We start from the raw sequence: 1,859 nt of genomic DNA on the forward strand, positions 1-1,859 counted from the left end.
CCCTGGAGGGCCGGCAAGTCCTGGCGTGGCGATCCCACGCCAGGCACGGCCCGTCGAACGGGGAACCCACCTCGGCGACCAGCGGACCACGGGCATCCGTGCCGCAGGCGCGGGAGGAATCCCCCGGCTTAGCCGGGGGAGGATGTCAAGAGTCCTGCAGGCGCACCGCCGTGCTGCGGATGGCGGGGAGCTTGGCGTAGAGGGCGCCGCCGGGGCATTCGGTGGCGAAGCCGTCGCGGTGGCCGGAGACGGCCTCGAAGTCGACGACTTTGCCCTTCGGGTAGAGGCTGGCGTCGGAGCCGGAGGTGAGCTGGGCCTTGCCGTCGGCCGCCCGGCCGGTGAGGCCCAGCTTCCACGCGGCGATCTTCGCGAGGCCGTCCTGCAGCTCCTGCGGCGGCTCGTCCGAGGTGTAGGTGCCGATGGCGGCGACGCCGGCGGAGTTGCTGTTGAAGCCGAGGGTGTGGGCGCCGAAGACGGGCTGGTCGACGCCGCCCGCGCGGCCCTCGTAGACGGTGCCGCAGCGGTCGACCAGGAAGTTGTAGCCGATGTCCCGCCAGCCGTTGCCCTGCACGTGGTACTGGTAGATCGACCTGATCACCCGGGGGGCGTCGGAGCAGGCGTAGTCGGTGGCGGTCGCGGTGTGGTGGACGAAGACCACCTTGACCTGGCCGGTGTACACGAAGCCCTGTTCACGGATGGACTCGTCCGCACCCCATCCGGCCCGGGTGACGATGCCGGGGCGCGGGGCGGAGGCGGTGGCGGGTGCGGCCGGTCGCTCGGGCAGGGTCTGGGCGTCGGTGGAGGCGGCTCCCTGACCGGGGTCGACGAGTTCGACCCGCAGTCCGCGCGGAAGGCCGGCCGGACCGGGGTGCACGTCCACCGCGACGCCGTCGCTGCGGCCTGTCCACAGCGGGGCTGTGGCGCCGTGCGGCGCGGCCTCGGGGCCGTCCAGGGCATCGGCCTCCAGGGTGTGCCAGTCGCCCCACCGGCCGGTGGCGGCGTCCCGGGTGCGGACCCGGACGGAGCCCTTGGCGAGGGCGTCGGGGGCGCCGTCCCAGACCACGCCGAGAAGCTCGAACGGACGGGTGGCCCGGGGCGCGACGGCGCCGCCGGCGGTGAGGGCGACGGAGGTGACCGAGCCGCCCCCGGCGGAGGTGCGCGGCGCCGGGGCGGGGGCGCCCGAGCCGTCGACGGCGGCGGCGGGGGGCTGGAAGAGCAGGACGGCGATGCAGCCGGCGAGGACGGCTGCCGGGATTGAGATCCTCATGGAACGGATGGTCACCACAATTCACCGCCCCTGCATGTCGCCGAAAGTCGGCACATCGTCACGGAAGGCCGCCGGGACACGAGGACCGGAAGCCGGGAATTCCTGGTCGGATTCGACCGGTCAGGCAGTCGGCACCGGCCTCCGCACGCCTCTTCAAGAGCTCCGCCATCCGGGGGATTCCGATCGGCGGCGGTGTCCGGGAGGCCCGGTTCCGTCGCGGACGTGTCGGCGGAAAACGGCGGCGCGGACCGCACGGGGCGACGTTCGTCCGTGCTCCGTAATCCTTTGGGCCGGTGTGGTTAATTCGCGGCGGCGCATCTCACGGTCCGGTGGTAAAGGAGCGTATTCAGAAGATCCGTTTTGAGGATCATCCAGGAGCGTCATGCGAACTCGAATCACCACCCTGGTCCTGTCCGGGCTGACCTCGGCCGCCCTCGTGTGGGGCGCGGGCGGTACGGCCTTCGCCTCGCCCGTCACCGACCACAACGCGGCCGCCGGTTCGGTGCAGGCCCAGGGCGAATGGGTCGACAGCCTTCTGCGCCTGGCCGGGGAGGGCGGCGCCTCGGCGGACGCCGCCCGGGCCTTCACCGGC

Annotated in this window: 2 protein-coding genes; one reads left to right on the top strand and one right to left on the bottom strand. The window is 73.1% G+C overall.

What is annotated here, in order from left to right:
- Positions 1-145 precede the first annotated feature (145 nt).
- Positions 146-1,267 carry a peptidoglycan recognition protein gene (locus tag ACFQ87_RS46075; RefSeq protein ID WP_380617023.1) on the bottom strand — a complete coding sequence of 374 codons (1,122 nt, stop codon included), beginning with the start codon at positions 1,265-1,267 and terminating at the stop codon, positions 146-148.
- Positions 1,268-1,649: 382 nt separating this feature from the next.
- On the opposite strand from ACFQ87_RS46075, the gene ACFQ87_RS46080 reads away from it, so the two are divergent.
- On the top strand, positions 1,650-1,859 hold a 210-nt coding region (locus tag ACFQ87_RS46080; RefSeq protein ID WP_380617024.1), incomplete at its 3' end, for a hypothetical protein.

The organism is Kitasatospora sp. NPDC056531 (genome assembly GCF_042794375.1).
Taxonomy (GTDB): domain Bacteria; phylum Actinomycetota; class Actinomycetes; order Streptomycetales; family Streptomycetaceae; genus Kitasatospora.

Bases quoted from the DNA above. Each gene is read 5' to 3' on its own strand.
- ACFQ87_RS46075 (WP_380617023.1), bottom strand. From the start codon at position 1,267: ATGAGGATCTCAATCCCGGCAGCCGTCCTCGCCGGCTGCATCGCCGTC.